Origin of the sequence: Pseudophaeobacter arcticus DSM 23566 (assembly GCF_000473205.1) — a bacterium.
GTDB lineage: Bacteria > Pseudomonadota > Alphaproteobacteria > Rhodobacterales > Rhodobacteraceae > Pseudophaeobacter > Pseudophaeobacter arcticus.
Genome location: NZ_AXBF01000005.1, coordinates 176,255 through 202,190, shown reverse-complemented (window position 1 = coordinate 202,190; position 25,936 = coordinate 176,255). Strand labels below are relative to the sequence as shown.

At 59.9% G+C, this 25,936-nt stretch carries 24 protein-coding genes; 20 read left to right on the top strand and 4 right to left on the bottom strand.

All coding sequences use genetic code 11. The annotated features are described in order from the left end of the window. Positions 1-48 precede the first annotated feature (48 nt). Complete coding sequence (locus tag ARCT_RS0102340) at positions 49-333, top strand: hypothetical protein (protein WP_027238624.1); 285 nt, start codon at positions 49-51, stop codon at positions 331-333. Positions 334-381: 48 nt separating this feature from the next. Here ARCT_RS0102340 and ARCT_RS0102335 read toward each other — a convergent pair whose 3' ends face one another. Then, positions 382-1,044, bottom strand: coding sequence for a L,D-transpeptidase (locus tag ARCT_RS0102335; RefSeq protein WP_027238623.1), 663 nt, complete (start codon positions 1,042-1,044; stop codon positions 382-384). Between the two features lie 579 nt (positions 1,045-1,623). Beyond that, positions 1,624-2,703 carry a hypothetical protein gene (locus tag ARCT_RS0102330; protein WP_027238622.1) on the bottom strand — a complete coding sequence of 360 codons (1,080 nt, stop codon included), beginning with the start codon at positions 2,701-2,703 and terminating at the stop codon, positions 1,624-1,626. Positions 2,704-2,929: 226 nt separating this feature from the next. Between ARCT_RS0102330 and ARCT_RS0102325 the strand changes: the two genes are divergently transcribed. From ARCT_RS0102325 to repC, 4 genes are all read left to right on the top strand, one after another. Next, positions 2,930-3,838 (top strand): recombinase family protein, encoded by a 909-nt coding sequence (locus ARCT_RS0102325; RefSeq protein WP_009807966.1) that lies wholly within the window; start codon positions 2,930-2,932, stop codon positions 3,836-3,838. Positions 3,839-4,179: 341 nt separating this feature from the next. After that, a complete protein-coding gene (gene repA / locus ARCT_RS0102320; RefSeq protein WP_009807965.1) occupies positions 4,180-5,379 on the top strand; it encodes a plasmid partitioning protein RepA in 1,200 nt (399 codons plus the stop codon). After that, positions 5,379-6,347, top strand: coding sequence for a plasmid partitioning protein RepB (gene repB, locus ARCT_RS0102315; protein ID WP_024099295.1), 969 nt, complete (start codon positions 5,379-5,381; stop codon positions 6,345-6,347). Before repA ends, repB begins: the two co-directional genes overlap by 1 nt. Before the next feature lie 238 nt (positions 6,348-6,585). Then, positions 6,586-7,641 (top strand): plasmid replication protein RepC, encoded by a 1,056-nt coding sequence (repC, locus tag ARCT_RS0102310; RefSeq protein ID WP_009807963.1) that lies wholly within the window; start codon positions 6,586-6,588, stop codon positions 7,639-7,641. 212 nt (positions 7,642-7,853) lie between these two features. Here the strand turns inward: repC and ARCT_RS0102305 are convergent, their stop codons facing one another. After that, positions 7,854-9,056: a Fic family protein gene (locus ARCT_RS0102305; protein ID WP_009807962.1), complete on the bottom strand. Its 1,203-nt coding sequence runs from the start codon at positions 9,054-9,056 to the stop codon at positions 7,854-7,856. A gap of 293 nt (positions 9,057-9,349) precedes the next feature. Here ARCT_RS0102305 and ARCT_RS0102295 point away from each other — a divergent pair, with 293 nt between their 5' ends. From ARCT_RS0102295 to ARCT_RS0102255, 9 genes are all read left to right on the top strand, one after another. Beyond that, positions 9,350-9,820, top strand: a complete 471-nt coding sequence (locus ARCT_RS0102295) for a hypothetical protein (RefSeq protein ID WP_027238621.1) — start codon at positions 9,350-9,352, stop codon at positions 9,818-9,820. A 40-nt stretch (positions 9,821-9,860) separates the two neighbouring features. Beyond that, a complete protein-coding gene (locus ARCT_RS0102290) occupies positions 9,861-10,802 on the top strand; it encodes an ArdC family protein (protein WP_009807959.1) in 942 nt (313 codons plus the stop codon). 204 nt (positions 10,803-11,006) lie between these two features. Then, on the top strand, positions 11,007-11,978 hold the full coding sequence (locus ARCT_RS0102285) for an MBL fold metallo-hydrolase (RefSeq protein ID WP_009807958.1): 972 nt from the start codon (positions 11,007-11,009) through the stop codon (positions 11,976-11,978). Between the two features lie 588 nt (positions 11,979-12,566). Further along, positions 12,567-12,956, top strand: coding sequence for a DUF3768 domain-containing protein (locus ARCT_RS0102280; RefSeq protein WP_009807957.1), 390 nt, complete (start codon positions 12,567-12,569; stop codon positions 12,954-12,956). Between the two features lie 155 nt (positions 12,957-13,111). Further along, on the top strand, positions 13,112-15,094 hold the full coding sequence (locus ARCT_RS0102275; RefSeq protein ID WP_009807956.1) for a ParB/RepB/Spo0J family partition protein: 1,983 nt from the start codon (positions 13,112-13,114) through the stop codon (positions 15,092-15,094). Positions 15,095-15,170: 76 nt separating this feature from the next. After that, entirely contained in the window at positions 15,171-15,764 is a 594-nt protein-coding gene (locus tag ARCT_RS0102270; RefSeq protein ID WP_009807955.1) for a hypothetical protein, read from the top strand. A 102-nt stretch (positions 15,765-15,866) separates the two neighbouring features. Then, the gene (locus ARCT_RS0102265; protein WP_009807954.1) at positions 15,867-16,520 is read left to right on the top strand and encodes a DUF6927 domain-containing protein; all 654 of its coding nucleotides are present in this window, start codon (positions 15,867-15,869) and stop codon (positions 16,518-16,520) included. A 126-nt stretch (positions 16,521-16,646) separates the two neighbouring features. Next, positions 16,647-16,973 (top strand): type II toxin-antitoxin system PrlF family antitoxin, encoded by a 327-nt coding sequence (locus ARCT_RS0102260; protein WP_005668772.1) that lies wholly within the window; start codon positions 16,647-16,649, stop codon positions 16,971-16,973. Continuing rightward, on the top strand, positions 16,970-17,488 hold the full coding sequence (locus tag ARCT_RS0102255; RefSeq protein ID WP_009807953.1) for a type II toxin-antitoxin system YhaV family toxin: 519 nt from the start codon (positions 16,970-16,972) through the stop codon (positions 17,486-17,488). The genes ARCT_RS0102260 and ARCT_RS0102255 overlap by 4 nt, the downstream gene beginning before the upstream one ends. 70 nt (positions 17,489-17,558) lie before the next feature. On the opposite strand, the gene ARCT_RS28185 is transcribed toward ARCT_RS0102255, so the two are convergent. Further along, positions 17,559-17,744, bottom strand: a complete 186-nt coding sequence (locus ARCT_RS28185) for a hypothetical protein (protein ID WP_009807952.1) — start codon at positions 17,742-17,744, stop codon at positions 17,559-17,561. Here ARCT_RS28185 and ARCT_RS25150 point away from each other — a divergent pair. From ARCT_RS25150 to ARCT_RS0102220, 6 genes are all read left to right on the top strand, one after another. Beyond that, entirely contained in the window at positions 17,743-17,895 is a 153-nt protein-coding gene (locus ARCT_RS25150; RefSeq protein ID WP_009807951.1) for an antitoxin PaaA2 family protein, read from the top strand. The two genes, ARCT_RS28185 and ARCT_RS25150, sit on opposite strands and share 2 nt — an antisense overlap. 102 nt (positions 17,896-17,997) lie before the next feature. Further along, positions 17,998-22,272, top strand: coding sequence for a strawberry notch-like NTP hydrolase domain-containing protein (locus tag ARCT_RS0102240; RefSeq protein WP_027238620.1), 4,275 nt, complete (start codon positions 17,998-18,000; stop codon positions 22,270-22,272). Positions 22,273-22,286: 14 nt separating this feature from the next. Further along, positions 22,287-22,592: a hypothetical protein gene (locus tag ARCT_RS0102235; RefSeq protein WP_009807948.1), complete on the top strand. Its 306-nt coding sequence runs from the start codon at positions 22,287-22,289 to the stop codon at positions 22,590-22,592. 125 nt (positions 22,593-22,717) lie between these two features. Beyond that, positions 22,718-23,446, top strand: coding sequence for a DUF736 family protein (locus ARCT_RS0102230; RefSeq protein WP_027238619.1), 729 nt, complete (start codon positions 22,718-22,720; stop codon positions 23,444-23,446). Positions 23,447-23,812: 366 nt separating this feature from the next. Beyond that, positions 23,813-25,267 (top strand): sensor histidine kinase, encoded by a 1,455-nt coding sequence (locus ARCT_RS25145; RefSeq protein ID WP_009807946.1) that lies wholly within the window; start codon positions 23,813-23,815, stop codon positions 25,265-25,267. Then, complete coding sequence (locus ARCT_RS0102220; RefSeq protein ID WP_009807945.1) at positions 25,264-25,869, top strand: response regulator transcription factor; 606 nt, start codon at positions 25,264-25,266, stop codon at positions 25,867-25,869. Before ARCT_RS25145 ends, ARCT_RS0102220 begins: the two co-directional genes overlap by 4 nt. Positions 25,870-25,936: the final 67 nt, after the last annotated feature.

Genomic DNA, 25,936 nt, shown 5'->3' with positions numbered 1-25,936 from the left:
AGGCATAGAAAGCCGATACGAAGAAAAACAGAAAAGAAAGGAAACTCGATGCAGGTTTTGATGCTGAAGCAAAAAATGATGGTTGCGGTGGCGCTTTTGCTCACGACAGGATGCGCCATCCAGCCGACAGGGCCGAACGACACGGCAGACCAGACGGGCAACGTTCCCGAAGCCGTGGTTGCGATGGCTGCTCCGGATCAGGATGTTGCAACGGCGCGCCTCATGCCGGAAGACGGCTGCTATTGGTACGAACACAGCGGGCCGGTCGAAACGACGCTGCTGCCGTTGCGTACGGCGAACGGTAATCCGATCTGCGTGGCACGCGAAGCTTGAGGACGCGCCACACGTTGCATCAACGCGCCTCAGACCTACGCACCACACTCAACTTCGCGCGGTGACACTGTCCTCCGCTGAGTACAAATGTGCCGTCGATTCGATCTCAACGTTGGGATAAAGTTCGTTAATGTGAGCCATGACCATCCGCACGCAACCCGAACTGGCTCGACCGCCGATACTTCGCGGATAGGGCGTGCCGTGTATTCGAAGATAAGTGTCGCGGTCTCCGACGTACAGATAGATGGCTCGTGATCCCAAAGCGTTTTCGGGGCCGGGTTCCATCCCGTCGGCCCATCGTGCGTTTTCCGGATCCCGCTCGATCATGTTCTGGGTCGGCGTCCAATGCGGCCACCTCACCTTGCGTTTGATCGTGTAGACCCCGGGCTCATATAGGTTGCCCCGGGCAATGGCCACACCGTAGCGCATTGCGGTCCCGCTCTCCTCGATATGATAGAGATACCGCGCGACTGCATCGACATGGATGTCTCCTGGCACGAGTCCGGGTTTCGCGACCACGCGCTGGGGCAAAAAGCGCGGGTGTAGGCCCCAAGGGTTTGACGTAGCCGGATCGAATCCGGGCGGCGTGACTTGCGCGTCCCATTCAGCTTTCTGTGCCTCGGCGGGCCAGGTATCGGCCAACAGGGGGCTGGAAACAGACGCGGAGAATAGCGCCGTTGTTGTTTGAATGAAGTGTCGTCTTGTCAGCATGTCTTACCCTTTCGGTTCCCACCAGCAATCTATGGCAAGAACGGTATCTGTTCACTTTGATTAGATAAGACTTCTAGTGGCTAGAGGTTCAAGGACATATTTTCGTGAACACACACGATCCTTGTGATCCGCAATTTACCATCCGCTACTACGAAAAGATCCGCGCGGCGCCCAGCCTGACCCGGCCTGTTCCCGAGTCCACGGTTGCTGCAGAGTCAGATCCTGTCGAAGCTGGCGATGGAGGAGGGCCATATCGCCCGCTTCGCCTGAGCCGCGAACGGCAGTATGGTGAACTTTGACTTGCACGGTGACGGGGGCAAGCAAAGCAGCAACGACAAACAGGGCCGCGCGGTGTTCAAAATACCGGGCGTCTTGCTCGCCGCCTTCACCAGTAATCATAGATGGTGAAGGCACAACCGCACGGAAGCGCCGGCCACAGCGACCTTGCGCACTGGCGAGGAGTATCTCCAACTTCGAGCACCTTGATTACCAAGGTTCCGGCGGGCTTTGCCTCCTCCTACCGGAACTTTGGCCGACTGGCACGCACCCGTCAGGATACCGAGCGATGACGCTCATCTCTTAGGTCGTGGTGCGCCACATCCGATATCGTCCCTGCCCAGTCACCTCGCGGATCAGGCCTCGCGTTTCCATCCAGGCGAGGTTTCGCTGGACGGCGGCGCGGCTGGCACCGGTCAGGGTCTCGGCCATTGGGGCGGAGACGACGGGCCATTCGGTCAGCACGGCGCGCAATGCTGGTGGTGTCTTCCCAGAGAGCGGGGCCATCATGGTTTCCGCCCGAGCTGACCATGCCTGGATATCGTCGAGGTGTCGCATTGCTGTCAGGCATGCTGTTTCCATTCCCTCGAGCCAACGCTCTAAGCGCTCAGCCGATGGGCCACTGGCGCGCAGCCCCCCTGCCCCGCGTGTAGCCAGAGGCGCAAAGATGGCCCCCCCATTCGAACTCGGGCCTTCGCTGGCGGCAATGCGTGCGGCGGTAACCGCCGCTTCCATCCGGTCGCCCTGTTGCCCGAGGCCCGCAAGGCTCCAGAGGTGAAACCCCATGCAGGCGCGTGTGATCGGGTGCAGGTCGGCGGCTTGCGCCATCAGGTCAAGCCAACCGCCCGCGCGATCCGCAAAGGGCTCGGCTTCATCCGCCATGTTTTCGGGGTCACGGCGATCGAGGAAAGCGGACAGGTCCACCCCTGGGCCGGGACCGCCTGTCAGACGCCGCACTGCCCATCCGACACGCGCGAGCGCTGCGGTGTCGTCCTGCACGCCGGACAAGCGCATGGATATCCAGAGCGCCAGCCGATCCGGGCCAATTCGGTCGCCTGCAAACCAGCTGAGGTCTGCCGCCTCCATCAGCGCGAGCCTGTGCCGCCAGCCCTCCGGACCACGGTGCAGACGGTCATCCAGTGCGCCAATCCGGCCAGCCACACGGGCGAGATGGGCGGCATTGCCTGCCTCTGCCTTCCGCCAATCGTCGAGGACTGCGGTTTCACGCAGCTCTGCCCTCGGTCCGGGCGGCAGATATTCCGGCTCCACTTCCATCGGACCGGGCAGGAACCACAGGTCGTCCTCAGACGCCTCTTCGAGCCCCTCCGCATCCACTAGAGGGTCGTCAAAAATATCATACTGCGTGGAAACTTGAGGCTTCATATGTGCAAAATACGGCACTTTTGCATTTTACCCAAGTGTTTTGTCAGAGTGCGCCTGCATACCTTATATAGCACGCGCGCTCGGTGGTCTGCGAGATTTCTCTGATCGCGCTCAGCGTATGGAAACCAACGGCTTTATGATGAACAGCGCCACAGAGCACGCCCTTGCATCTGTTTACAAACAGTCGTTTAGTAACGGTATATGAAATTGCAAACGGCCGATTTTCATGCCCCTGATAGGCTATGCGCGCGTATCCACAGAGGATCAGACCCCCCTGCCCCAGTCTGAGGCCCTGCAAACTGCGGGATGCGTCGAGATCTTCGAAGAGCACGCCTCAGGCGGCAATCGTGCCCGGCCGGTGCTTGCCCGCTTGCTGGAGCGCATTAGCAAGGGCGACACGCTGGTTGTCGTACGGATCGACCGGCTCGCACGGTCTCTGTCGCACCTTCTCGAGGTGATCGAACGGTTGGAGGCCAGGGGGGCGTTCTTTCGTTCCATTCAGGACCCGATCGACACCGGATCCCCGCAAGGCAAGTTCACGCTGCAGGTTCTGGGCGCCGCGGCCGAGTTCGAGCGGGCGCTGATCCGGGAACGTACCAAAGCAGGGCTGGCGAGCGCCCGTACCAAGGGCCGGGTCGGCGGGAACCCTGGACTGCGGGCCAAAGACCCTGCTGCTCTTCGCAAAGTACGGCTGGCGCGACAAGACGGCTACATGGAGCGTCTGAACGAGACGGCACAAGATTGGGTGCCCCATGTGCGCCGGTTGCGACCCGACTTGGCCTGGGAAGACGTGGTGCGCATCATCAACGGCCCCTTGCCCGAGGCGCGTCGCTGGACCCAAAGCCGTCTCTTGCGCGCTGTGAAGGCCTATGTCGGCGACGGCTTCCTGCCGGCCGAGGTGCTGGCCCGCGCCGGGCGCCGCGAAACCGACGACCGTCTGCCCGCCATCGTCGCCGGCATCAAGGGCGCGGACCCCGACATCACGCTTCAGGCGATCTGCACCCGGCTGGAAGCGATGCGCGAACGCACGCCTCGTGGCCGAACAAGATGGCAGCCGTCTTCGGTGAAAATGCTGTTGGAGCGGGCGGAACGACTTGGCCTCATGCCGTACGAATCGAGCCAAAATCAGATGTAGCTTCTGACCCGAATCCAAAAAATTTCACCGGGAGAAAACTCCGCAGGAGGCAGAAAGTGCCATTAGTTGCTTGGGGTTAGCTGCTAATGTGCCAACTCAACAGAGTAGCGGCTCGATTTGGTTAGATCTGCATTTAATATATCTATATCAATGACTTGCTGAGTTTTTTACACGACAACACCTATAGGTGTTGTGGATAACTTTCACACTACATTTAGATTCTTCTTGCCGGACTCACTGGATCGTGGCATTCCCATTCTGACGGCAAAACGCGTCAGACACGCTGTACACCGTCAGAATGACTAAGAGCCTCAACAGAGGCCGAGAGTGGGCGGCAGGACATGGATGATCGTAACATTGGATACACGCAAGGCATAGGCTCTTCCGATATCGGAGCATTTGCCGACAATCTGGCTGAGTCTTTGGATCGCCAGATGAAGATCGCTTTCGAACCCGAAGAACGAAAGTCCCTACGTCGCTTCAGTTCCACCGAAGTCGCCGGCCTCCTGCGCGTAAGCACATCTAACCTGCGCAACCGGCACAAGGACGGCAGCTTCCCGGAAGTGCATACAGACAACCGCGGACACCGGTTCTACACAGCCCAAGAGATTGATGAGTTGCGCGATGTTCTTGGACGCACTGGAAAGAACGCAGAAAGCTACCGCCCAGGTCGACGTGATGGCGATCGTCTCCAGGTGATATCCGTCGTCAACTTCAAAGGCGGCTCATCAAAGACTACTGCAACGATTCATCTTGCGCAAAGGTATGCCTTGCGCGGTTACCGCGTGCTGGTCCTAGACCTCGATCCGCAAGCAAGTTTGACCACGTTTTTCGGCTTTCGGCCCGAGCTTGAGTTCGCCGATGGCGGCACAATCTATGATGCTTTGAGATATGAGGACCAAGTTCCTCTCTCGAACGTCATCCAAAAGACCTACTTCCATAAGCTCGACATGGTGCCCGCCGGTTTGATGCTCTCGGAGTACGAAACCGAGACCGCAAACGCTCTCGCCCGTCGCGTACAGCCCATCTTTGCAGAGCGCCTCGCCTTGGCGCTTGAAGAGGTTGAGGCAAACTACGACATCGTCCTGATCGACTGCCCGCCTCAGCTTGGGTTTCTAACCCTGACTGCGCTGGCAGCCTCGACGGGGCTTTTGGTTACCGTGGTACCTGGCATGCTTGACATCGCATCCATGAGCCAATTCCTGAAGCTTGCTTCAGAAACGGTCAAGGCCGTGGAGGAAGCCATCGGTCGGCGTGTCACATGGGATTTTGTCAAGTTCCTGATTACCAGATATGAACCGTCGGACGGTCCGCAGACCCAAATGGCAGGCTACCTGAGATCAATTCTGGCAGGTCAGGTCATGACAGAGCCAATGCTGAAGTCTACGGCGATCTCCGACGCGGGGATGACCCAGCAGACCGTCTACGAAGTCGATCCAAGCCAATTCATCAGAAAGACAATTGATCGCGCCCTGACCAGCGTGAATGGCGTTGGCGATGAGCTAGAGCAGACGATCCAAATGGCATGGGGGCGTCGCTGATGGCCCGAAACATCTTCAACCAGCCTCCAAGGAATGAGACGGAGAGCGGAGCCCCCTCCCCTACCCCGCCAAAAGCGGCAAAGCTGCCGGGATCTGTTGGAGGATTGCGCGACTCTTTGCGCGAGATCACAGCAAACTCGATTCGCGATATCGAACCCGATCAGATTGACATGGATGGGCTGCGCGATCGGTTGGTGCTGGAAGATTCCAGTATCGATGAGTTGGCCGAGAGCATTCGCAAGCATGGCCAACAAGTGCCCATCATGGTCCGTCCATCAGCCCAACCGGACAGATACCGCATCATCTACGGCCGCCGCAGGCTTGCGGCGATCCGTAAGGTCGGTGGAACGGTCAAGGCAATTGTTCGAACCTTGGACGATGACGCATCTCTGATCGCTCAAGGCCAGGAGAACAACCTCAGGCTTGATCCGTCTTTTATAGAAAAGTCTCTTTTTATCAAAGAGATGCAAGAATCCGGGTACAAACCCGGTGTCATTCAAGATGCTCTAGGTCTGACCCGGCAAGGCGTATCCAACCACAGGGTCGTCATAGAACAACTGCCAGACGGTCTTGTTCAACTCATCGGGCCAGCACATGGGATCGGACGACGGCAGTGGGGTGATCTAGCTGCCTTGTCGGTGAAGGTAGATTTGGTGGACATCGCCAAAGAGGCGCTCGCCGCCCTGCCCGACGACACTCCTAGTTCCGAAAAGTTCCAAGCGGTCTATTCGGCTTGCTCGAGCAAAGCACGTAGCGACAAGAAGCCGCCCAATCGTGGGCTGACTTCGGTCATCAATGATGAGAACGGCAGTTCATTGGGCACGCTGACAATCGATGAGAAGGCGATCGCGCTCAAGGTCACCAAGAAGGACAATCCAGAATTCGGCCAATGGCTCGAAGAGCACGCGGAAGCTACGCTTTTGCAACTCTTCGTACAGTGGCGGAATGAGAGAGGCTCTGGGTCCTAACCCAGGCCACACAGAGCAACACGAGCAGAGGAGAAAAGCGAAGACCCGAAAGAAAAGAGCCCCCCAAAGTTTCCCCTGGAGAGCCCTCATCATCTGATTAGCATCTTTGATGTAGCAACCTCCAGCATACCGGTCAAGAGTCACCGATTCGGTGGACTGATATTTTTTGCCTTTTTCCGCGAAAATTCGAGGAAAGAGACGGGGAAGTTGTGGGCCGAACGGTCGTCGTGAACAAGCCATGGCATTTACAAAACTCTCGATCGAAGCCGCAGGTGCTGATGCAACCCGCGGCTCATTTCCCCCATCTGAAACCGACGTCTGGACCATCTTCAGAGCCCTGAGAGATGCACGCAGCGTGTTTGGTCTACGTCCTGGCCACATACAGACACTTCAAGCAATGCTCAGTTTTCTGAAACCTGGCCATGGCGAAACGGTTTTTGCGTCTAACAATTCACTTTGCCAGCGCGTTGGCGGAATCGACGAACGGACACTCCGGAGGCACATCAACCGCTTCGTTGAACTCGGATTCATCAAGCGCAATGACAGCTCGAACCGAAAGCGCTACCGCGTTCGCTCATCCGGCGGGGAGTGCATCAGTTATGGATTGTCTCTCACCCCCCTGCTCCAACGTGCGAGCGAGCTTATAGCCATCGCGCAAGAGATGGAGAATAACCGGCGAGATCGGATATTTGTCCGCAAACAGATCCTTACAAAGCTCGCCCATTTGGAAGAGCACGATCCTAGCAACGCATTCATCAACCACGCACGGAAAGCTCTACGCAGGAAGCTGAGCCTCCCCGAATACCACGCTCTGCTCGCCAATACAGATGCAGAATGCCAGAGTTTGTCTACCCCGGATGACCCGCCTGAAACTATGGAATTGCCCGCCAATGACGGACAAACTGTCCGGCATCAATCTAAGTCTGAAGAAGAAAAAAAAGATTTAGATAGCAACATAGGCCTTGAGGCCCTGAAACCAGACTTGCTGACCTCAGTCTGCGATCAGGCGACATCGTTCTCCACAGAGAGACTTAGAAACTGGTTGGACATTGAAAACCATGCTCGAACACTTGCACCCATGATGGGCATTCACCCAGAGACTTTCGAGAAAGCCAAGAATGCTGTAGGAGCTCAGAAAGCGTCATGCGCGATCTTCATCATGCTACAGCTTGGAAAACGCATCAGGGATTTTGGAGCGTATTTTCACAGTATCACCCTGGGTCAAAGGCAAAACCAATTTGATCCATTAGCTTTGATCAAGCGACTGTCCGAAAACAATGAGCGAACTGTCTAATGTCCACCGCGGTGGACTTCGAGCGAGAAGCGGCGCTTGTGGCAACCAAAACTGTCCAAACGCACATAGCGGCGCGTGGTGGTTCTTCAGTTTATCTCAGACCAGCAGATGTCCACCGCGGTGGACAAGTGACACACGAGCAAGCCTTGATGAAAATCTGGCCGCTCATGGAAGAAATCGGCGGCCAGGCATTACACCCTAAATGCCTAAAGTTATTGTGGAAGGTCACCGTCTCCAAAGAGGTTTGGAAAGAGCCGCTCTCGATAATCCAACGGAAACGCCAACCGAACCGGCGTCTTCGGCGAGGCGGACGTCATGTATCCGGCGGCGGTCAGTTTACTCAGCGTGTTGCGAGCAGTACGCTCGGACGTCTTGAGCACAATCTGCGCATCGCCTCGTTCCAGTGCCCCATGACGAAGAACCGCCGAGATTAGTTCCGGCGCTCGCTTGTCATCGATGGTATCTGCAACAAGACGACGATACCGTTGGTCCAATCCGCCGAGATCGAACAATCTTGCTGAGAAGCTGATCTGGTCGAGCGTCACCTTTAGGAACCATTCACTAAACGTCTTCAGTGCCGCTTCTGACAGGTTCCCCCGTCCGTCGCGGTCTCCGCGGCGTGGACTGTCGGCCAGATCCATCATCCGTTTGTACTCGCCCCGATCGGTTAACCCGCGGGCCAGCCCACGTGATACGGACCAGAGCCCTTGGCCACCAATCCCCGCTGTGAGGCCCATGGCATGAGACATCAGTCTGCTGACACGGCCGTTACCATCCGGGAAAGGGTGGATGTAGTTGAGCCGGTGATGCGCAGAGGCGATCGCGATGATCCGTCCGCTCGAAGACCGCGCCGCAATCTGAAATCGTTTGTCGAAATGGTCCATGAATGCGGCGACGCGCGACGATGAAGGAGGTAGGTGGCGCCCGACCGCAACTTCCCGATCATCATCCTGGCGCATGCGTCCCGGAACGATGGGCTCTTGTGTGCCGTCGGGATGTTCGATGACCCGAAACTCATCCGGCATCTCGTCGTAGAAGCTCTTATGGACCCAAGTCAGGAATTCGACGGATGTGGGGCGGGGCAGGGTGCCCTTGCGATGCATCTCGTCGATGGCCCGTTGAACGATGACGTGCGCCCGGGCCTCAAGGGCGAGGGGACGGGTTTCTTCCTCAAGCTCGGCACCAGCCAGCGCCCTTTCGATGTCGCGGGGGCGCGTGTTGTGTCCTTCGATCAGGTTGGAGTAGTAGCAGTTCATCACACGGACGAGATCGGCAAGTTCGGCTGCGCTGTCAGGATGCAACCCTTGTCCCAGCCCAGTGGCTTCCCTCTGGATGTCGACCGAAAGGTCTGCCAGTTCTGTAGGAATATGCTCCTCGAAGAAGCAGGGTTCGATCCTGGCGGGTGTTTCCAGCATTTTTGCCGATCTTCCATGTTTGCAAAGTAATTGAAAAATAAACACATTTCGTACTTTCAAGCAAGGTTTTGCCGATATGCGTTGCCGATCTTGCCTGCCGATCTGGAATTGCTGCATGAAATCAATGGCTTCGGCAGAAGGGCCGGGCTTTTCGGTTTTGTTGTGTGCCCAAAGGGGCCGGAAAAAGAGAAAGTGTTCTTCGGGTTTTGTGACTGACGGATGAGGGCCTTTGGGGTCCCTCAGATGGGTCCGGGCCGGGTTCCGGTCTGCCGTTCCGGATGAAGGGCGCTCCCATGCAAACAGGTGTCTTGCGCGTGCTCCGCGCAACCGCCGCCTCCTGGTGGCGGCATAGAGGGCTGCGCCGAACTGGCCAGACGGCGCTGGCACAGCGTCTCGAACGCCAGACCGTCCTGCGTGATCTCGGCTATCTGAAGCAGGCGGCGTCATTGCCAAACGCGCATGTGATCTGCGGGGATGGCGGGACATTCCTCCATCTCGGTTGGACCACCGTTTCGACTCTCGCGCCCATCGAGCGCTTTCCCTTGGCCGCCCTCGCGGTCGCACGAGGAACGCCGTTCATCGATATCCGATCCGTCACCGATGTCACCGCCTTCGCGAACTTGCCGTGCGTGGCGCGGGACGGATCGGTCGACCCTGACCCTTGCGGTCCTGGCAGGTCCGTCTCGCTGACCACCTACATCGACATGGTCGAAGGGCTCGGCGCCAGGATCATCAACGATCCGAGGCCCCGTCAGTCAATCTGATCACCACTCCCTCTCATCAACACTCGAAAGGACGCCAGCCATGGCCCGATCCCGCACGCCCAAATTCGATGCCTCCGAGGTCATCACAAACGAAATCATCCGCATCATCGAGCGCGGCGTCCTGCCGTGGCGCAAGCCATGGACCGCAGGTGGCAGCTCTCGTCCCCTGCGCGTGGGCGGAGAACCCTACCAGGGAGTGAACAACTTCCTGCTGACGATGCGGACCGTGATGGCGGGCCACAGCTCTCCCTTCTGGATGACGTTGCCGCAGGCCAATGCCTTGGACGCAAAGGTCCGCAAGGGCGAGAAATCCTCTGTCGTCGTCTATTACGGTCAAAGCCGGAAAGACGCGGGCGGCGATGAGCATGACCGCAGCGACGGGGATGATCACTCCGAGGAAGCCCGCATCTTTCGCTTTCAGAAATCCTACCGCGTGTTCAATGCCTGCCAGATCGATGGCCTGCCCGATAGCTTCTTCCCCGACCCGGAGCCCGCGCCCGAGCATCCGCCGTCCGAGCCCATCCCGCATATGCAGGCGTTTTTCGATGCCCTCGATATCACGACCGTCTTCACGGGGACGGAAGCCTACTACCTGCCGCCCGTGGACAAGGTGTTCATGCCGTCGATCGCGCGGTTCGAGAACCCGCGGAACTTCTACGGGGTCTGGGCGCATGAGCTGGCTCATGCCACAAAAGCTCCCCATCGACTGAAGCGTGATTTCGGTCTCTCAAAGTTCGGTAACACCTCATACGCGCGCGAGGAGATCGTCGCCGAACTGACCTCGGTGTTTCTTGGGCAGACGCTCGGCTTTACGGCGCATACGCTCGAGATGAACGCGGCCTATCTCTACAACTGGCTGCGCGTTCTGCGCTCTGACAAGAACGCGATCTTCAAGCACGCCGCCGATGCGCAGCGCGCATGTAATTATCTGATCGCCAGATCAGAGGCGGGCAGGGCAGAGCGCAGCGCCAAGGCCGCTTGACCTATGCTTTGCCGCAAAGCAGAAAATGGCAGCTGTGAGCCCGAGTTGTGGTGTGCTGCAAATCCGTAAGATGTCCGCTGCTCGTCCGTGGGCCGTTGGTCTGTTCATGCTCTCGGTGGGTGGTCATCTGAAATTTGGACCTATTTAACTAAAAGCATACAAAACGCAGAATTGAAGTTCTGCATATGAAACAAGGAAAAACTCATGACTTCTTTTGATCTTTCGCGCCGTGGATTGATTCTGGGCGCCGCGGGTGGCGCCGCCCTTCTTGCCGCCGGACGCCCACACCCCCTGCAAGCCGCGGGCCATGCAACGGCACCACTTCCAACCTTCTATGATCGTATGGTAGGCAATCTGCGCGTGACGACATTGCTGGACGGGTATTTCAAGCTCGATCAGAATCTTGTGACGAACCTCGGGGACGAGCAAATCGCGGAAGGAATGAAGGCGGCCTATCTTGACCCCGCGAATCCGATTCCGCTGGCAATCAGTACTCACGTCATTCGCCAAGGAGACCAGGTCAGCTTGGTCGATGCTGGTGCGGGCAGTGCCTTTGGACCAACAGCAGGCAGGTTGCGCACATCGCTGGAGTTGCTTGGCGTTGCACCTGAAGACGTGACGCGCATTGTGTTGACGCACATGCATCCGGATCACATCGGGGGATTGATCGCAGATAATGGCCCGGTCTTCCCGAATGCATCGTTGCATGTCAGCGAAACCGATCATGCCTTCTGGACGGACGAGATGATCGCATCGGGTGCGCCGGAGTCTTCGCAAGGTTTCTTTGCCTTGGCACGTGCTGTCAGCGAGGCCTACACTCAGCGGACCGAAATGTTTGGCGACAATACCGATCTTGGTGGCGGCCTCACCACTTTGGCAATGCCGGGGCATACCCCAGGACACAGTGGGGTCCGTGTGTCGGATGGCTCTGATCAGTTGATCATATGGGGAGACAGCACAGCTGTGGCGTCGCTGCAGTTTAGCCACCCTGATGCCGGTATCGCCTTTGACGCAGATGGCGTGCAGGCCGCCGAGACGCGCCGCCGTGTCTTGGATATGGTGGTTGCCGACAAGATCGCCGTTGCGGGCACCCATTTGCCGTTCCCTGGTATCGGTCATGTCGAAGAAAAAGACGGGGCCTACGCTTGGGTTCCAGAAGAATGGCAGCACATATAAAGCAGTCGTCCCACCAAGCTGAGAGCTGGTCGCGGATTTTCGGACCGGTCGTTACACTTAGGTAGCTACTCAAGACCTCGGCGAAGATGACGAACCGGACACGCTACGCCTGCTGAATGGCGCTGTCGGACCAATTCCAATTTGTCCGACAGCGCTACTAGGGCGACATCATGCTGACAACCCGCGCGATTGGTTCCCAAGGGTTCGGGCACGAGAAAATGCCCTGTCAGAGATGTCAGATTTTTCAAATTCACGAAAACAAAACAGCACATTGCGCCACCCCTCTTTGTTCCAGCCTAGATTTTCGTCATCCCGTCGGATCTCAATGAGGTGTAGAGGGCCGTGCCTAGGATCTTGTCATCGCCATGATCTTTTCTTTTTGAGCCGGTTGCATATTGGCGAGGAAATCATAGGCATTGTCATTGCCGAAGCGGACAATCGAATTGGTGACGCGAACCGCAGTTTCGTCCCGCTGAGCGGACTGTCGGAACTGTTTGGTTCGGGCAGGTTTGGACCGGGTTTTCCGACATGCGGAAAAGAAAAAGCGGGCTTTGAGAAGGGTGTTTTAACTTCTCAAAGGAGATCCCCATGTCCATGACCGTTCAACCCCTGCCAGACCGTCCGGATCCGACCGTGATCGCGGCGCAGAACGACGCGTTTCGCAAGCTCGCATGCCTTGGAGTGCCGCCCGCGCGGCCCATCCAGGGCCGGATGCATGTCACCCGCGCGCTTATGGAGGCCGGTGACGGCTTCATGGCCGAGGCGGTGAAGGCGACCGGTGAGTTTGCCACATTCGAGCCTGAGAATGATCCCGAGGGATGGCACGATTTTGGCGCGGTCGAGATCCGGGGCGAGACCGTGTTCTGGAAAATCGATCTCTATGAAGCAGACTCGGATTTCCGCTACGGGGCTGAGACCCCGGACAATCCCGCCACCACCATGCGCGTGCTGACCATCATGCTGGCGCGCGACTGGTAGGGCAGGGGACACCCCCTGCTGAAACCCCAGGCGATGAAGGCCCACTGACCCCTCAAAGGGAGAGTGGGCCTTTTGTCGTGGTGATCCCTGAAGCCGGGGATTGGTCACGCGGGTGAAGGCGCGGGCCACACCTCACCCACCTGGAAGGATACCCCATGACCACGAACTTTGCCCCTCTCACCGTCGCCATCGGCGATCTGGTCCCGCATCCCGCCAATGTGCGCAGCAACTCGCCGGAAACCTATGATCCCGAGAACATCGCGCATCTGAAGGCCAGCATCGCCGTTCTGGGCCTCTTGCAGCCGATCCTGGTCCAGAAGTTCGACGGCAAATACGCCGTGCTGGCCGGTGGCCGGCGGCATGCCGCGCTGAAGGAGCTGGTCGCTGACAAGGCCATCAAGGGCTTCACGGCGAAGACCAAGGTGGACTGCCGCCTTGTGCCAGAAGACTGCGACGTCACCACGGCGCTGTCGCTCGCCGAGAACGTCACCCAGGCGCCGATGAACGCCATTGACGAGTTCGAGGCTTTCGCCCGGATGATGGAGGTCGATGGCCAAACGCCCGAGACGATCGCAAAGACCTTCGGCACCACGGTGGCCGCCGTGAAAGGCCGGTTGCGCTATGGCCTTATCCACCCCGACATCCGCGCCGCGGCCCGGGGCAAGGTGATCACGCTCGACACGATGAAGGCCTTTGCTGAGCATCCAAGCCAGGAGGCGCAGCGCGAGGTCTTCGAGGCGCTCACGAAGGACGGCGGCTATCTGCAGGCCTATACCGTCCGTCAGGCCCTCAAATCCCGCGGCGTGCAGGTCAGCGACGATATCGGGGCTTTCGTGCGCGTGGACTACGAGGCGCGTGGCGGTGCCGTCGCAGCCGATCTGCTGGATGAGCATTCCGTGCTTGAGGATGCGGCTCTGGTCGAGACCATCTTGCTCGAGAAGCTTGGTGCAGCCGCCGAGGACGCCCGTATGAGGCTGGGCTTTGCTTGGGCCGATGCGATGGTCCGCTATGATTACGCGACCATGGCCGATTACGGCCGCGTCTATCCCGGCCCGATCGAGCCTGATGAGGCTGCGCAAAAGCGCGTGGATGAAATCACCGCCGAGCTTGAGAAACTGCAGCTCGAGATGGAGGATGAGGGGCTCGAGGACGGTGCCTACAACGCCCTTTACGAGCGCGTGGACGCCTTGGAAGAGGAAGCCCGCGATCTGCAGGAGGCCTACAGCGCCGAGGACCTCGCCCGCGCTGGTGTGATTGCCTCGTGGCAGGGTGGGCAGATCACGCTCCATATTGGCCTCGTGCGCCCGGAGGACACCGTCAAAGAGGAGGGTGCGCGCGGCTCCTCGGCTAACCCGACTGGGGAGGAGGCCCCAGACGCCGGAGAAATCACCTATCCAGCCTCGCTGGCAGAGGACCTCAAGACCGAGCGGGCCATGGCCCTTGGCGCCGCGATGGCGCTGCATCCGGAAGCCACGCTCGATCTGACGCTCTTCAAGCTGGTCAGTGACGTTCTGGCCAGCGGCATGAGTGTCACACAGGCGATCAAGATCGATGCCCGCAAGGAATACCGCAGCCATGCCAAGATGGACGAGATCGACGAGACCTCGCTTGAGCAGGTGGCGGCGGCGCATGATGCGCTTGACCTCTCCTGGCTCGATGATACCCGCCCGCCCGCCGATCAGTTCGCGGCGTTTCGCGCGCTGAAGACTGGGGAGAAGGCCAAGCTCGTGGCCTATGCCACGGCCAGCACCACGCAGTCCTGCTTCGCGCGGGACCGCCAGCGCGACAGCCTGATGCATGCGTTCGAGATCGAGATCATGCCCGACATCCGCGCCCACTGGACGCCGAATGCGGCGCTCTTCAACCGCTTCAAGAAGGCCTGGCTCCTGAAGATCCTCGGTGAGGATCTGGGTCTCGCCCAGGAGGCTGTGACGCTCGCCTCGTCGAGCAAGAAGGAGATCGTCGCCTTCTGCGACAAACTCTTCGCTGAACCCTTCGCCACGCTCACCGACGCGCAGCGCGCTGCCGTGGCCGCCTGGTGCCCGCCGATGATGCAGACCGCCGGTGTCGCCTGTGATGAGGCGGAGCCCACTGCGGAAACCCCGGAGCCTGACAGCGAGGTCGCGCAAGCGGCCTGAGCCATTACGCGACCCGCGCGTGGACCACGTCGCCCGCGCGGGTCGACCCTTCCAAACCGAACAGAAAGACATCCCCATGGCTATTCTCAAGTTCTCTGCCTCCGCAGTTGCGGCGCAGATCGCCCATGCGCGCGCCTGCAAAACCTTCCTGCCCAACTGGAACGGGCCCGTGGACAGGCCCGCCCTGATCCTGATCGTCGGCAATGGTGTGCATCTGCGCTCAAACGGCATCGATGGCACGACCACCCGTATCGTCACCACCGAACAGGCCGATCCGTCCTTCGCCTTCGCCGACGGCATGAACCCGTTTCGGGACACCGACTGGATGGCGCAGCGCCGCATGGCGTTTCGCGATCTGACCGGCCAGTTCTACACCGACACCCTGGATGACGTGCAGGTGCTCATCGACCGGGGGCGGGGGGCCATCCGGCTGGCCACCGATGGCCACAGCATCCGCGTCTTCGTGCGCCGGGCCTCGGACTATCTCATCGGCGGGACCTACGAGGTGCCCTCGGGCCTCGGCGGCACCTTCCGGGTCATCCTCGAGGATGCCTGCGACACCTTCGCGATCGTGCAGAACTGCGGCAATTGCGAGGATTTCGACGCCATGCAGCCCTACCGCGTGCCGCTCGATGCGCTGATGGAAATCGATGACCGGAGGGCGGCGTAACGCGCCCTTTCTCAAACAAGCATCGCCAATACCCTGCCAGGCCTGCGGCCTTCTCGGGACATTGGCGACAACAATTCCCCCAATTAGAGAAAGGACTCTGAGATGGGATGGCTCTTCTACACCGACCGCCGCGTCAAAACCTACGCGGATGAGAAAGCGGAAATCGCCCGGCTCTGCACCTCTCATGGCGACACGCGCAAAACCGAACTGGTCAAAGCCTGCAAGGTCGGCTCCACCTGGTATGCGGCGGCAAGGGTCACCAATCTCGACGGCACCGCTGTCGAAGACGCGACCTATGTGACCGATGTGGATGGCTCCATCACGTTCGGGGCTGTCTTCCTCACCCGATATGATGACGGCTGCTGGGGCTACAAGGACATGGAGGAAAGCGCTGGCCCGAACGAGTCTCGTGCTCCCCTTGCGTTGATCGGGCTCCTCTCCAACCTGAAAGACCCGGACAGCTACGCCCAGGACTGGCGCCAGCGCTGCCGGGATTGGGCTGCGATCCCGGACTACGAGGAAGGCGACAAGATCAGGCTCGCCACCCCTGTGACGCTCACCGATGGCAGCACTTGCCAGATCGTGACCGCGACGCACTACAGGCGTGGGCGGCAAAAACGCCGCTGCTACCGCATCGAGGAAACCGGTGGGCTCGTACGCCTGTCGAAGGCCTCGCTTGCGGGCTCGGAGCTGCTCAGTTTCGCGAAGGGTGCGGCCAGTCCTGTGCTGGCGGAGTATCTCGCGGGGCGAGACTAGGTGCTGCGCCGGACGGTTCATCGACCTGCCCGGCGACAGCAGATCCTGCGGCTTATCTTGACAGAGCAATGCAAATGCATTACCTATCGCAGGCAGCAAAGACCCCCATTCTTTCAGGAGACTGCCATGACAGCGCTCGCACAAGATGTCTCGAAACTCACGGATCGGTATCAGACGACCGTGCCGGCGGGTGTGCGCAAGCAGCTCAAGCTGGGCAAGGGCGACCAGATTCGCTACTGCACCGAGCCGAGTGGCAGGGTCTATATTGAGCCCGTGCGCAGCGACGAGGAAGATCCTGTGCTCGGCGCCTTTCTCGATTTTGTCGAGGCCGATATCAAGGCGCATCCGGACCGCATTCGGGCGTTCGATGGGGCTTTGCATGACCGTCTTGCAGCACTGGTCGGAGACGTTGACGTCGATCTCGATGCGCCGCTATCGCTCGAGGATGAATGAGCGGCGATAGCGTGCCCGCTCAAGCGCCCCTTGTCGTAAACGGATGGTCGATTTATGCGCATCCGCTCTTTCTGGACCAGCTCGAAGGGCTGACCCTGGAGGTCGAGGCGCGTAAGGCACGCGATCCCAAGACCTGGCGCAAGAAGAATTCCACGAAACGGCTGGCCGCCATCTTCAAGCTGGTCACCGAGGCCATACCGGCAGATCCGGGTGCCGCCGCCTTCCGGCAAGGCGGCACACTCGGCGATCACCGCAAGCACTGGTTCCGGGCGAAATTCTTCCAACAGTATCGGTTGTTCTATCGGTTCAACAGCGATGCGAAGGTCATCGTGGTGGCCTGGGTGAACGACGACAAGACCCTGCGCGCCTATGGCAGCAAGACGGATACCTATGCGACGTTCAAAGGGATGCTGGAAGATGGCAACCCACCTGACAATTTTGACGCGCTCCTGAAAGAAGCCGCGGCGGCGGACAAGCGGTTCGAAACTTCCCTTGAAGCGGCGCCCGATCGGTAAGTGGCCTAGGATGATTTTCTGCGACCCTAACGGCACCGCCGTTTACGGTATCACGCAAGGTGATGTAACCTCACGCCTTAACACGGTTGGAGAAAACGCAATGGACGAAACGGGAAAGGAAGGGCCACTTCTTGGTCTCGATGAGCAATGCGCGTCCCAGATGAAGCGGGGCCGTTTGCCAGTCGCGGTGCACGTTGCAGACATGCCCCATGGCCTTGGCAAGCTTCTGGATAAAGCTCTCGAGGAGCATTTCCATGGCCGCTGAAGCGAATTCTTATGACGCCTGGTTTTGCGCGCAGGTGCAGGCCGCGCTGGAGGATGCACGCTCGGGAACATCTCAGGTTCAGGTGATGCAGGCCGCACAGGCATTGATTGATGCGAAACGGGAGGTCGAAGCCAAGTCCTGACCAAGCCTTGGAGGTCAGCGCGGTCTGACCCCCGTCACCATGAAAAGCGAAAGCGGGCTTTTTGTCCTTTGGAACTCAGACCCTGATCCAAAGGAAAATCCCATGTCCAAGCCCAATCCGGCAAGCCCGGCTCTCTCAACCTCCGACGCTGATTTCACCTCTGCGCTGGCGCAGATCGGCGCGGAGATCGACCATCAACCCCTGCGCAGTTCAGCGCTGGCGCGCATCATGCGCGAGACGTTTCATGGCAGCGATGCCGGGGGCGCCTGGGACTGGCGCATAGCCTATGACCTGATGCAGGCCGCAGCCATCCAGGTTGTGCTGCGTGGGGACGGCGCGGCAGGTGACTTCGCTGCTGCAAAGCTGCTTGCCTCACGGCTGCTGACGGAAACCCGCCGCTCCGAGCAGCAGATCCGGCTGCAGCAGTTTTCCACGCCGCTGCCATTTGCGGCGCTGGTCTTGCGGGCCGCGGCGATCCGCAAGGGCGAGACCGTTCTGGAGCCCTCGGCTGGCACCGGTGCCCTGGCAGCTTTCGCCGCCCGGGCTGGTGCCACGCTTTTGCTCAACGACATCGACCCCTTTCGCCAGTGCCTCCTGCGGGCCCTCTTCGGTGGCGATGTGACGGGCCATGACGGTGAGCATATCGACGATCTGCTGCAGACGCCGGTTCTACCCGACGTCGTGGTGATGAACCCGCCCTTCGCCTCCTCGGTCGATCGTTCCCGCGACAAGCACATCGCTGCAAAACATCTCATCGGGGCTGCAAAGCGTCTCGCGCCCGGCGGGCGGCTGGTGGCGATCATGCCGCCGGGATTCACGCCCGAACGCGATGCCGCGCATTGGTCCCGCGCCTGCGGTCTCCTGACGCCACGCTTGGCGCTGACGATGCCGGGGCAGGTCTACCGCAAGCTCGGCACCTCTGTCGAAACCCAGCTGATGGTCTTCGACAAGGTGCAGGAGGACGGCGAAATGATCCGCGCCGCGGTTCAGGATCTGGAGGAAGTCCTTCCTTTCGTTGACGCCGTGGCCGCGACCCGGACCGAGATGCGCCCAGTCCAACGGGCGGCAGCGATCCCTCATACTCGGTCGAGCGTTCCATCATCTGCCCCGCGCAAGGCCGCCGCTGCGCCTGTCGCCCCCTCCAAACCCCGGGCCAAGGCCGTTGTCCCGCTCAGCTTCACAAGCCTTCAGACCCCGCGCGACAACACGCCCATCTCGGACATCTATGCGCGCTACCGTCCGCAACGGATCGAGATTGCGAGTGCGCAGGAACATCCCACGCCGCTCGTTGAAAGCATCGCAATGGCCTCGGTTGCCCCGCCCATGCCCTCAAACACGGGCAGTGATGACTTGCGACTGCCCGCGAAGCTGATCGAGGAGGGTCACCTCTCCGAGGCGCAGCTGGAAACCATCATCATGGCGCATGACGCCCATGGGCGCGACCTGCCCGGTCGGTTCACTATCGATTACGACCAGACCAAGCTGACGCGCGCCGATGATGACCAGGATGCACGTGCCTATCGCCTTGGCTATTTCCTCGGCGACGGCACCGGTTGCGGCAAGGGCCGCGAATGCGCGGGGCTCATCCTTGTCAACTGGCTGGCCGGGCGCAGAAAGGCGATCTGGGTCTCCAAATCCGCCACGCTTATTGAGGACGCGATCCGCGACTGGACCGATCTCGGCGGCTCGCCTGCCGACATTCAGCCGCTTTCCAAATGGAAATCGGACCAGCCGGTCCCGATGGGCGACGGTATCCTCTTCGTCACCTACGCCACGCTGCGGTCCGCGGGCAAATGCGGCACCACGCGACTGAGCCAGATCCTCGAATGGATGGGCGCGGAGTTCGAAGGCGTGCTGGCCTTTGATGAGGCCCATGCCATGCAGAACGCAGCAGGGTCCGAGCAGGGCAGGGGGGTCAAACCCTCCCAGCAGGGCCTTGCTGGCCTGCGGCTGCAACTGGCAGCACCCCGCGCCCGCGTCTTCTACATCTCGGCCACGGGTGCCACGAGCGTGCACAATCTCGCCTATGCCGCGCGGCTGGGGCTCTGGGGGCAGGGCCCCGAATACCCCTTCCCAAGCCGCGAGAGTTTCGTTTCTGCGATGGAAGCCGGCGGCGTGGCTGCCATGGAGGTGGTCGCGCGTGATCTTAAGACGCTCGGCCTCTACACGGCGCGCGCCCTCAGCTTTGATGGCGTGGAGTATGACGTGCTCGAACACGCGCTCACCCCGGCCCAGATCGAGATCTACGACGCATACGCGGGTGCGTTTCGGACGATCCACCACAATCTCGAAGCGGCGTTGACTGCGACCGGCGTCAACGATGCCTCGGGCGAGACCAATGCGTCGGCAGCACGCGCCTCGGCCAAATCTCGCTTCGAGAGCACGAAGCAGCGCTTCTTCAACCATCTCCTGATGGGCATGAAGGCTCCAAGCATCATCCACGCCATCAAGGACGATCTGGCAACGGGCAAGGCTTGCGTCATCCAGGTGGTTTCGACAGGTGAGAGCCTGCTGAAACGTCGACTTGAGACAATGGACCCGGAGGATGAACTCGTTGAGGGGGCCTTGACGCCGCGCGACTATGTTCTGGGCTACCTCGAACAGGCCTTCCCGATTCATGCGCAAAAGCTGGTCGAGATCGACGGCAACATGGTGGCCGAACCTTTGCGGGATGAGACCGGCGCGCTCGTTGTCTCGCGCGAGGCGCTCGCCCTGCGAGATGCGGCCATGATGGAGTTGATGACGCTCGCCCCGATCCCTTCGGCGCTGGATCAGATCCTCTGGGCCTTTGGCGACGAGGCCGTGGCAGAAGTCACGGGGCGGTCCATCCGGCCCCTCAAGTCCGAGGATGGTCATCTCTTCATCGAAAAGCGCGCCGCCAGCAGTAATTCATCCGAGACCCAAGCCTTCATGGACGGCGAGAAGGATATCCTTATCTTCTCCGATGCAGGCGGTACGGGCCGGTCCTATCACGCGGCGCAAACGGCGAAGAACCAGAAACGGCGCCGGCACTACCTGTTGGAACCCGGCTGGCGCGCCGATGCGGCCATCCAGGGGCTGGGCCGCACCCATCGCTCGGCCCAGGTCAGCGCGCCCTTCTTCCGCGTCTGCACCTCGGATGTGCATGGCGAAAAGCGTTTCACCTCGACGATTGCCAAACGCCTCGACCAGCTGGGGGCCTTGACCAAGGGTCAGCGCGAAACCGGCTCGCAGGGCATGTTCCGCGAGGAGGACAATCTGGAAAGCCCGATCGCGCGGGCCGCACTACGTGGGTATTTCGCCGATCTTGCCGCCGGACGCGCTGAGGCGATGAGCTACGAGAGCTTCACCGACTGGACGGCCCTGCGGCTGATCGACAAGGACGGGGTGCTGCTCGAGGAGCTGCCGCCGATCCAGCGGTTTCTCAACCGGGTGCTTGCCCTTCCCATCCACATGCAGAACGCGCTCTTTGCCGAGTTCATGCGTCGGATCGCTGATCAGACGGAACGGGCGCGCGCGGCGGGCACGCTCGATCTCGGCGTGGAAACCCTGCGCGGCGAAAAGATCGAGCAGGTCTCCACCGAGGATCTCTGGACCTGCCCGAAATCCGGGGCGGTGACGCGGATCATCGGACTTGAGGTGACGGACCCGGTCCACGTGCTGTCGGCGGATGACGCCCTGTCGCGCAATCCCGACAAGCTACCGATGGTTAACCGTGCTTCGGGACGCGCAGCGCTCATCTCGGCGCGCCCCATGCAGATGTATGACGAGGACATTGTCACGCTGATGCGCAAGGCGGTGCGGCCAAACGGGTCCAGCTATCTGGAGGAGACGCGGTTCGAGTCCTCGGCCTGGGAAGACATCGGAAGGCCTGAGTTTGCAAGGCTTTGGGATGCCGAGGCTGCGTCCCTGCCAAAAACCACCACGATCAAGCTCTACCTGCTGACCGGGCTCTTGTTGCCTATCTGGAAGGACATTCCGACCACCAATGAGCGCATCTACCGGGTCACGCCCGACGGGGCGACCGCGATGATCGGGCGGACGCTGAGCGAAGAAGGGGCGGCCGCGCTGCGCGCCCGCTTCCTCGTCTCCAATCCGCAAACACCGCAGGAGATGCTGACCGCCGCCCTCGGCACCACCGCGCCGGTCGATCTGGGCCGGGGTCTGACTCTGACCCGTCGTCGTGTCGCAGGCGAGATGCGCCTTGAGTTGGGCGGTGCGGATCGGGGCATGATCGACGGCCTCAAGGCCCTCGGCTGCTTCACGGAGATCATCGCCTTTCAGTTGCGGGTGTTTCTGCCGCACGGGGACGGGATCGACACAGCGGGCATCCTCTCCCGGATTGTTGGAACCGGACCAGACGCCACTTGGGACGTAACTTCAGTGGCAGCAGAATAGGCGAGGGGACGATCATGACTCTCGGAGAGATCAAAGCCGCCATCGATGCAGGTCAGACCGTACATTGGGCCAACACCGGCTACCGCGTGCACAAGGACAGCCTCGGCCAATACCTGATCACGTTTGAGCCGAACGGTAGCACCATCGGGCTGACCGACCGGAGCGGGCAGCGGTTGAACGGGGAGGAAGCAGAGTTCTTCATTGCGGGATCGGAGGAGGGCGACGAGAATACCCAGGACAGCCATCCGAGGCCAGACGGGCAGGGGAGGGGCGTCGTACCCGGCGGGAAGGTGGCACAGTCTTTCAGGCGTCAGCGCTAAACTGAAGGTTGGGAAGAAAGGAAAGCGAGCTTTCTGGTTTGTGATCCCTCAAGGGGTCGAGAAAGCAATCCCGGATGCGCTGGCAAGAACGTCAGGCACCGAACAATCTGAAAAGGAACCATCCCATGTTCGCAGGAACCCTCACCCGCAATGTCGAGACCGCAGCCGCTCAGTACACCGGCATGATCCACTCGACGCGCTTTGACATCGCCATCCAGTTGGAGGCGCGGGCCAAGATGTCCGAACGCAGCCCGGATTTTGACGTGACGGCAGTCAACAAATCCGGTCGCAAGGTGCGCATCGGCACGGCCTGGAACGAGACCGGCAATACCAGCGGCAACCCCTACGTCTCGATGCAGATCGATGTCGGCTTGGGCCCGTTCCGGGTCAACGCGGTGCAGACGAAAGAGGCGCGCGCGACCCAAAGCGGCGACTTCGAGATCATCCCGCTGGTCTCGAACGGCCTGATGAAGTCCGGCTCGATCTCGGGCGAGTTGACCGCCATGGACGCTGACAACGCCTTCACCGGCTACATCGCCAACATGATGTTCGATCTGGAGTTCATGCTGATCGAGAACAGCTACAAATCCGAGGAGACCCACCCGGATTACCGCGTCGAGGTCAGCTCGCCCCGGGGCACACCGATCCGCGTCGGATCGGCGTGGATGGCCAAAAGCAGCCGCACGGGCAATGACTACCTGTCGCTGCTGATCAACACGCCCGATGGCGATCTGCGCGTCAACGCCGTGCAGAACGAAAAACAGCGCGGCGGGCAGACCTTCTCGATCATCCCGTTCATCGACAGCGGTGAGCAACCGCAGGACGCAGGCGCGGGGCTGTCGCTGGTTGCCTAATCGGCGCGCGAGGGGGAGACGATCTGAACCGAAAGGGGAGCCGTGGGACCACGGTTCCCCTTTTTCTGTACTGGTGTGGTTGAATGAACCCGGCGTACATTGCTGACGTTCGTGTCGCCCGCAGCTAATGCTACCGAAGAGCCCAGAAGATCCAATGCTGCACGTTGCATCAATGTCCGCTCTTTTGCGCAGATGAAAATGTAGGTCTTTTTGTTAAGGAATCTCAAGCCGGTTGGCATTGACGCAAAGCTTTTTGCCCGTAGAAATACGGATTGGTGTTTGCGCCGACACCTGCGATGAATGCAAATGGCCGTCTCATATCCAACAAACTTCTGGCGGAACACTTTGCTATGGGCGCTTGCCGTCATGCTCGCTCTCGGCGGGGTGGCGTTTTTTGAACGACAGAACTTGGTGCGTGAACTGACGATCAAAAGTGAAACGCTGCATCGTCTGGCCTCACAGCGGGCTGATCAGCACGATGCGCATCTGACATCGTTGTCTGCAATTTTTGTGGCTGGTGGGATGGAGCGGCAGGACTTACTGTTAGACGTGGCCGCGACGATCAGGCGGTTTTACCCACGTATTACGTCGGTGAATGTTGTCCCATACGTTCCGTCCCAAACCGCCATAGAAACGCAGCCCGGTCTTTCGTTACAGGCGAGGGAACGCGTCATTGAATTGGCCCGCCGCTCGACCGGGGCTTTGCAAATTGGGCCAATGCCGGACCTGCCGGATCACTATCTGCTAGTGAAACGCACCCCTAATTCTGATGCGGCACGGCACGGTTTAGCGCTGGTGATTGACGCCCGCGCGCTGATTGCCACAGATGATCCGTTTTGGGACACGCCATCAGCTTCTTTGCGTCTGTCGACGCCTGATGGTCAAACGGCATTGGTCGGTGAGGTTTCATCGGGTGAGACTGGGTTTTCCAAACCGCTCGGCAGTGCGTCTCAGCCTTTGGTGTTTGAGACCTCTTTGACAATTGGGCTGTCTGACCTGTTGCCGGTCGAGACAGTGGTCTTTGTTATCGCACTGGTCACGGCCCTCTTTTTGCTGTCAGCCTTCGGTCTAAAGCAACGCGCGCGCACCAAAGATGCAGAAGACCGCGCCAAGCTGAGCGCGCAGGAAACGCGGCTAGCCCACGCCTCCCGCGTGAATGCAATGGGCGAAATGGCCAGCGGCATGGCGCATGAACTGGCGCAACCTCTGACCGCAATCCTGAGTCAAGCGCAGGCTGGCCGCCATTTGGCGCGGCGTGGTGAGGTCGCACGTCTTGGCACTGTGTTGGACGACACGGTATCCCAAGCACAGCGCGCGGCAAATCTCCTTGATCGCCTGCGAAGGTGGAGCAAACCGAACCGTGCCCCGTCTGAGGCCTGTTCCGTCCATGAAGCCGCGCAAAGCGTTAAAAATCTGTTGGCATTGGAGGCCAAGACGAAGGGGGCTGGCATTACCCTGTCGCTGTATGATCACCCACTTTTCATTGACGCCGATCCGGTCGAGTTGGAACAGGTTGTGTTTAATCTGATGCGCAACGCGCTTGATGCCTCGGACGAGGCACAGGTCACGATCCGCACGTATGTCGATGGCCCGTCGGTCATTTTGGATGTCAGCGATACCGGGCCGGGGGTGTCTGACGACCTTAGGCCTCGCGTCTTTGAGCCTTTCGTGACAGGCAAACCGGATGGAACGGGGCTTGGCCTTGCGCTGTGTCAAAGGCTGATTGAGGAAATGGGCGGTGATATCAAGCTGCTCGACGACACCGACCAGACCACGTTCCGTTTGTCCCTGCCGCGCTCAATCAAGACGGTGAGACCATGACCAACCATGTTTACCTCGTTGATGATGATGAGGCTGTTCGCAACGCGCTGAGCCTTTTGTTGGAAACCGTCGGGCTGAATGTGTGCAGTTTTGCCTCGCCCGAGAAATTCCTGAGCCAAGTGGCAGACTTGACGCCGGGATGCCTGATCCTTGACATCAGGATGCCTGCTATTTCGGGGCTGAAACTGCAAGAAAAGCTAACCGAGAAAGGCGTGTCATGGCCCACCGTCATTATCAGCGGACACGGCGATATCGAGGCGTGCAGGCGCGCGTTTCGCAATGGGGCGATTGATTTTCTGAGCAAGCCCGTCGACGAACAAAACCTGATCGACGCAATCCAGAAGGGTCATGCAGAGCTGGAAGCTAACCAGCAGGCTTTGGAAGAACGCGCAGAAGCGGTGGCATTGGTGCGCAATCTGTCCACACGCGAACAACAGGTTCTTGAGATGATCGCAAAGGGTCTGACGACCAAGCAAATCGCTGACGCGCTGACCCTGTCACCCCGCACAGTTGAAAGTCACCGCGCGGCTATTGCGGCCAAAGCGGGCACGTCCTCGGCGGCGGAATTGACCCGTTATTGGTTGGATGCACAGGCAGACTAACACACTTATCAGTAGAACTACGGACACCTTTGCGGATGCTACGAATATCGCCGATCACAGCGGCGAA

Excerpts from the sequence above, each read along its gene's own strand:
- ARCT_RS0102325 (WP_009807966.1), top strand. The coding sequence starts at position 2,930 with ATGCCCCTGATAGGCTATGCGCGCGTATCCACAGAGGATCAGACCCCC.
- ARCT_RS0102305 (WP_009807962.1), bottom strand. The coding sequence starts at position 9,056 with ATGCTGGAAACACCCGCCAGGATCGAACCCTGCTTCTTCGAGGAGCAT.
- ARCT_RS0102330 (WP_027238622.1), bottom strand. The coding sequence starts at position 2,703 with ATGAAGCCTCAAGTTTCCACGCAGTATGATATTTTTGACGACCCTCTA.
- ARCT_RS0102270 (WP_009807955.1), top strand. The coding sequence starts at position 15,171 with ATGGCTATTCTCAAGTTCTCTGCCTCCGCAGTTGCGGCGCAGATCGCC.
- ARCT_RS25150 (WP_009807951.1), top strand. The coding sequence starts at position 17,743 with ATGGCCGCTGAAGCGAATTCTTATGACGCCTGGTTTTGCGCGCAGGTG.
- ARCT_RS0102280 (WP_009807957.1), top strand. The coding sequence starts at position 12,567 with ATGTCCATGACCGTTCAACCCCTGCCAGACCGTCCGGATCCGACCGTG.
- ARCT_RS0102290 (WP_009807959.1), top strand. The coding sequence starts at position 9,861 with ATGGCCCGATCCCGCACGCCCAAATTCGATGCCTCCGAGGTCATCACA.
- ARCT_RS28185 (WP_009807952.1), bottom strand. The coding sequence starts at position 17,744 with ATGGAAATGCTCCTCGAGAGCTTTATCCAGAAGCTTGCCAAGGCCATG.
- ARCT_RS0102260 (WP_005668772.1), top strand. The coding sequence starts at position 16,647 with ATGACAGCGCTCGCACAAGATGTCTCGAAACTCACGGATCGGTATCAG.
- repA (WP_009807965.1), top strand. The coding sequence starts at position 4,180 with ATGGATGATCGTAACATTGGATACACGCAAGGCATAGGCTCTTCCGAT.
- ARCT_RS0102335 (WP_027238623.1), bottom strand. The coding sequence starts at position 1,044 with ATGCTGACAAGACGACACTTCATTCAAACAACAACGGCGCTATTCTCC.
- ARCT_RS0102220 (WP_009807945.1), top strand. The coding sequence starts at position 25,264 with ATGACCAACCATGTTTACCTCGTTGATGATGATGAGGCTGTTCGCAAC.
- repC (WP_009807963.1), top strand. The coding sequence starts at position 6,586 with ATGGCATTTACAAAACTCTCGATCGAAGCCGCAGGTGCTGATGCAACC.
- ARCT_RS0102265 (WP_009807954.1), top strand. The coding sequence starts at position 15,867 with ATGGGATGGCTCTTCTACACCGACCGCCGCGTCAAAACCTACGCGGAT.
- ARCT_RS0102255 (WP_009807953.1), top strand. The coding sequence starts at position 16,970 with ATGAGCGGCGATAGCGTGCCCGCTCAAGCGCCCCTTGTCGTAAACGGA.
- ARCT_RS0102340 (WP_027238624.1), top strand. The coding sequence starts at position 49 with ATGCAGGTTTTGATGCTGAAGCAAAAAATGATGGTTGCGGTGGCGCTT.
- ARCT_RS0102295 (WP_027238621.1), top strand. The coding sequence starts at position 9,350 with ATGCAAACAGGTGTCTTGCGCGTGCTCCGCGCAACCGCCGCCTCCTGG.
- ARCT_RS0102230 (WP_027238619.1), top strand. The coding sequence starts at position 22,718 with ATGTTCGCAGGAACCCTCACCCGCAATGTCGAGACCGCAGCCGCTCAG.
- repB (WP_024099295.1), top strand. The coding sequence starts at position 5,379 with ATGGCCCGAAACATCTTCAACCAGCCTCCAAGGAATGAGACGGAGAGC.
- ARCT_RS0102285 (WP_009807958.1), top strand. The coding sequence starts at position 11,007 with ATGACTTCTTTTGATCTTTCGCGCCGTGGATTGATTCTGGGCGCCGCG.
- ARCT_RS25145 (WP_009807946.1), top strand. The coding sequence starts at position 23,813 with ATGCTCGCTCTCGGCGGGGTGGCGTTTTTTGAACGACAGAACTTGGTG.
- ARCT_RS0102275 (WP_009807956.1), top strand. The coding sequence starts at position 13,112 with ATGACCACGAACTTTGCCCCTCTCACCGTCGCCATCGGCGATCTGGTC.
- ARCT_RS0102235 (WP_009807948.1), top strand. The coding sequence starts at position 22,287 with ATGACTCTCGGAGAGATCAAAGCCGCCATCGATGCAGGTCAGACCGTA.
- ARCT_RS0102240 (WP_027238620.1), top strand. The coding sequence starts at position 17,998 with ATGTCCAAGCCCAATCCGGCAAGCCCGGCTCTCTCAACCTCCGACGCT.